The following is a 3757-nucleotide window of genomic DNA, read 5'->3' on the forward strand; positions in this document are numbered from 1 at the left end:
AGACGGGCGAGTGCCAGACCGAGCTGGTTGGGGTCCCAGCGGGCAGCGGCGAAGAACCGGTGCGCCCGGTCGTGCGGCCAGGTCCGTGACAGCCCGGCCCCGACGAGCATGCCGCACACCGTCCGTCGGCCGGTCGCCGCCAGCATCCCGACGACGAGGGCGCGGAACACCCGAAACGTCGGCGCGGTGAAACACGGCCGGAAACCCTCCAGCAGCATCGCCAGAGAGACGGGTATCGTGACATCCGGGAGCATCGGCGTCCAGCTTTCGAGCCTGGTTTAGGAAACGCCGATGCTCCCCTCACCAGCCTGGCGGGCTRCTCGTTTCCCCGCACGCCACACCGAGCCGTGCCACCCGCGGAAACATGCGACCCAGCTCAACGAGCGCAATCAGTCGACTTCTTCGCTCGCGGCAGACGATCAAGAAAAAGCGCGAAAGTCGAGAGTAGTAGAGGGACATGGGCGACCCGACGATGTCGCGGATCTCCGGGGGCCGACCGTGACGAGAACTTTGGTCCCGGCGCGCATTTCCGGCGAAGAATGTCGGTCGAATGCCCCCCTCGCGGCACTCGGCCGATATTCTTCAAGGGTCCGACCCGTGCTGTGCCGCACTGCCGGGATCGCCGCCGTGCACCGCCGAGCCTGCGGCACCTCAAGCCGCCGGTCGGGTGTCGTCAGCCTCGCGTCCGCGTGGGGTCGGGTGCGGCCGGCGAGAGCTGCGGTTGGCGCAACACCTTGGCGGCGAGCTTGATCCCGACGAGGGTGAGCACAGTGGTCATCACGAGCGGGTACAGATCCAATCCCCGCACGTCATCGATGAAGAGCCCCAGGATACCCAGCAGGACCGAAACCAGTCGGGAGACGACGACGGCGCTCAGGCCACGGCGTCCGCCACGCCGCGCCGAGCGGGCCCCGGCGAGCGTTATCAAGCCAAGTCCGCTGTAGATGACAGCGTACGCCGTGTGGTCCGGGACCAGCGTGATGCTGGTAAGATCGAGGAAGCCGAGCGTGGCTAGGATGGTCAGACCTACGGTGAAGCTGCCGGTGCGCTTCATCGGTTTCTCCTCTGGATGTGTGGGCGGCCTGTTAGCCGAGCCCGGCGGGCGGGCGGTCCTACAGACGGTGAGAGCACGTGCTCGCATTGTCTGTTCTCGCTGCGGTGAGTTCTTCGGTCGGATTCTCTCGGACGGTTGTCGCACCCATCGACGCCACCCGCCGGGCCCCGGTATGCATTCTCTCCATGGAGGTCTTCTCCTCCTTACCTGCGGCGGGCTCACGGTTTCCGTGTCACCTGGCATCCGCTGTGCTGGGCTACCTGGCATTTCACGGTACGTATTCCGGGAGAACRGTGCCCAGGGTGCCTGTCGGTCAATCAGCCGGGGCGTTAGCACGCAGGTTGCCGGGTGTTGTCCTGCCCGGCTGCCCCTCGGCCCGGCGGGAACGGGCACGCCCACCGCTATCTATGTTCTGTTCTCTGGCGTGCCCGTGGCGGCGTGGACCCGACGGCTGTAACCGGGCCCGCCGGCTTGGTCGATGCCGTGTTCTTCCTGGCGGCCGGGTCGTCGGAGTCAGGCTGGACCGGCGGTGGGGAGGACGGCGTGTTGGGCACCCGGGATGTCGGTGGGCAGTACGGCGTGCATCAGGCGATGGACCTCCACCCGGTCCGGGCCGGTGAGCAGGGCCGGGTCCTCGCCGGGCAGCAACGACGTCGACAGGACCCGCCCGGTGGCCGCATCCAGCGCCTCGACGGTCTCGGCCAGCAGGTACATCACGGTGGCGCCGTCGTCCGCCCGGCCCGCCAGCGTCGCGACGATGCCGGGCAGATCGCGAACGGCCGGCCAGATCCGCTCGGTGCCCGCCCGGTCGAAGGCCGTGGTCCACCGCGGGGTGCGCGGCCCGTCGAAGCTGGCCTGCCGCAGGTAACGGGCCGGACCGGTGGCGGCGCCGGCGAAGTGTCCGGTCACCGTGTAACGGCGCCCGGCGCCCAGCCGGACGCCGCCGCCGGCGTCGACCGCAGGAGCCGCGGGGCCGGTCGACGCGGATCCGGCGTCGCGCCAGAGCGTGATCAACCCGTCCGGTGCGCCGTCGTCCCCGCTCGTCGACATGGCCCGGCTGACGAGGCGCCGCCGTCGTCGTGGACGGCTGACAGGACGTCGTCCACCCACGCCGTGCTGGGTGGGTTGGGAAGGCCGAAGATCGGCTGGATGATGAGGTCCATCGGGCGCCTCCTGCGTCGGTCGGGTTCCGGTGATCGTGGTCGACGATCCCGCGCCGGGCGGCCCCGTCCCTCAGTGCCAGTACGGAACTTCGGCACGGAACCGGCTACCTGCGTGGCCGGGGTATGCCTCATCCTTGGTGGGTGCGCGGTGATCATCGCCCGTTCGTCGGGCGGCAGGAGGAGTTGACGCTGCTGCGTTCGCGGGCGCGGACGGCGGCGGCGGGTCGGGGCGGTGTCGTGTTGGTGACCGGCCCGGCGGGGATCGGCAAGACCCGGCTGGTGGAAGAGGCGTTGCGGGAGGGCGCGAGGCCCCCGACCAGCCCGCCAGCGGGCGCGTCGGCGGCGGTGCAGGTCGGCCGTGGCTACAGCCTCCCCGACCATGCCGCTCCGGCACTGTGGCCCTGGCAGCAGGCGCTGCGCGCCCTTGCCCGCCGCGGCGGGCGGCCGGCGAGGATCTCCTCGGCCGTGGATTTGCTGGAGGGGGCCGGAAGCTGCGACGCACCTGGCGACGCGGCGAGCGCGGCCGCCGTGCGGTTCGCCGCCCTGGCCGCGGTCGCCGACGCGGTGCTGACGGCCGCCGCCGAACCACTGGTGATCGTGCTGGAGGACCTGCACTGGGCCGACACGAACACCGTCGAGCTGGTGCGGCAGGTAGCCGGCGGGATCGTCGACAGCCACCTGCTGCTGATCGCGACGATGCGCGCCGAGGCCGGCGACGTCATGCGTGAGCTGTCCCGGCTGGACAGCGTCAACGCCGTGCCGTTGCGACCGCTGGCGGCGGCCGCTGTCCGGGACTACCTCACCGCGCTCGACCCGGCGGCCTCCACCGCCGCCCGCGCGGAGCAGGTGGCGCGGCGCAGCGGCGGGCTGCCGCTGCTGCTCGACGCTGCGGCGTCCGACGCCGCCGCCCCCGAACCGGTCGTCGTACGTGACCTCGTCGAGGCACTGCTGGCTCAGCTTCCAGAGCCGGCGCGGCGCGTCGTCCAGGTCGCCGCGCTGCTGCGCTCGCCGATGGACACCGACGTCGTCGGCCAAGTTGCCGAGGTCGACGGGTCGACGGCCGGGCTGGCGCTCGACGCGGCGTGCCGGGCCGGTCTGCTGACACCGGCGACCTCGTGGGGCGGGGTCGAGGGACTGGGGTTTGCATTCACCCACGACCCTGCTGGCTAATTCGGCCTTATGCGGCGTGGGTGAGTTCGAGGCGTGCGAGGTGGCTGGTGCGGGTGCGGTCGAGGGGGTGGCCGTTCCACCATGCGTCGAGGCGGATCAGGTTGAGCGCGACCGCGGAGAACACGTGTTGCAGGTGGGTCTTGGCCAGGCCGTGGTAGCGGGTGTGGCGTAGGTCGGTGACGGCGACGCCCTGGCGGATGGTGCCCTCGACCCCTGCCCGCAGCGCGTATTTCGCCTGCCAGTCGGTGGTGTCCTGCCGGGCGCGGGCGTCGGCTTGGGCGTGGTAGGCGTCGCGGGGGTGCACGGTGAGCTGCCGGCGGTGTTTCTTCGAGGTGGTGCACTGGTCGCGGGCGGGACACGGTGTGCAGGT

At 71.2% G+C, this 3757-nt stretch carries 5 protein-coding genes; 1 reads left to right on the top strand and 4 read right to left on the bottom strand.

Going from position 1 to position 3757, the window contains the following annotated elements:
* The 3 genes from BBK14_RS09685 to BBK14_RS09695 all read right to left on the bottom strand — a co-directional run.
* Nucleotides 1–254 (bottom strand): transposase (locus BBK14_RS09685; RefSeq protein ID WP_241831343.1); only part of this gene is annotated, 254 nt, incomplete at its 3' end.
* Nucleotides 255–673: 419 nt separating this feature from the next.
* On the bottom strand, nucleotides 674–1054 hold the full coding sequence (locus BBK14_RS09690) for a hypothetical protein (RefSeq protein WP_020461326.1): 381 nt from the start codon (nucleotides 1052–1054) through the stop codon (nucleotides 674–676).
* 513 nt (nucleotides 1055–1567) lie between these two features.
* Complete coding sequence (locus tag BBK14_RS09695) at nucleotides 1568–2104, bottom strand: hypothetical protein (protein WP_071061199.1); 537 nt, start codon at nucleotides 2102–2104, stop codon at nucleotides 1568–1570.
* A gap of 236 nt (nucleotides 2105–2340) precedes the next feature.
* Here BBK14_RS09695 and BBK14_RS09700 point away from each other — a divergent pair, with 236 nt between their 5' ends.
* Entirely contained in the window at nucleotides 2341–3387 is a 1047-nt protein-coding gene (locus BBK14_RS09700; RefSeq protein ID WP_275078467.1) for an AAA family ATPase, read from the top strand.
* 7 nt (nucleotides 3388–3394) lie between these two features.
* On the opposite strand, the gene BBK14_RS09705 is transcribed toward BBK14_RS09700, so the two are convergent.
* The coding region (locus BBK14_RS09705) for a transposase (RefSeq protein WP_198541221.1) at nucleotides 3395–3757 on the bottom strand (363 nt) is incomplete at its 5' end.

The organism is Parafrankia soli, from assembly GCF_001854695.1.
Classification (GTDB): Bacteria; Actinomycetota; Actinomycetes; order Frankiales; family Frankiaceae; genus Parafrankia; species Parafrankia soli.

What these genes read in the sequence shown, in the direction of transcription:
- BBK14_RS09690 (WP_020461326.1), bottom strand. Translation starts at nt 1,054, where the DNA reads ATGAAGCGCACCGGCAGCTTCACCGTAGGTCTGACCATCCTAGCCACG.
- BBK14_RS09695 (WP_071061199.1), bottom strand. Translation starts at nt 2,104, where the DNA reads ATGTCGACGAGCGGGGACGACGGCGCACCGGACGGGTTGATCACGCTC.
- BBK14_RS09700 (WP_275078467.1), top strand. Translation starts at nt 2,341, where the DNA reads ATGCCTCATCCTTGGTGGGTGCGCGGTGATCATCGCCCGTTCGTCGGG.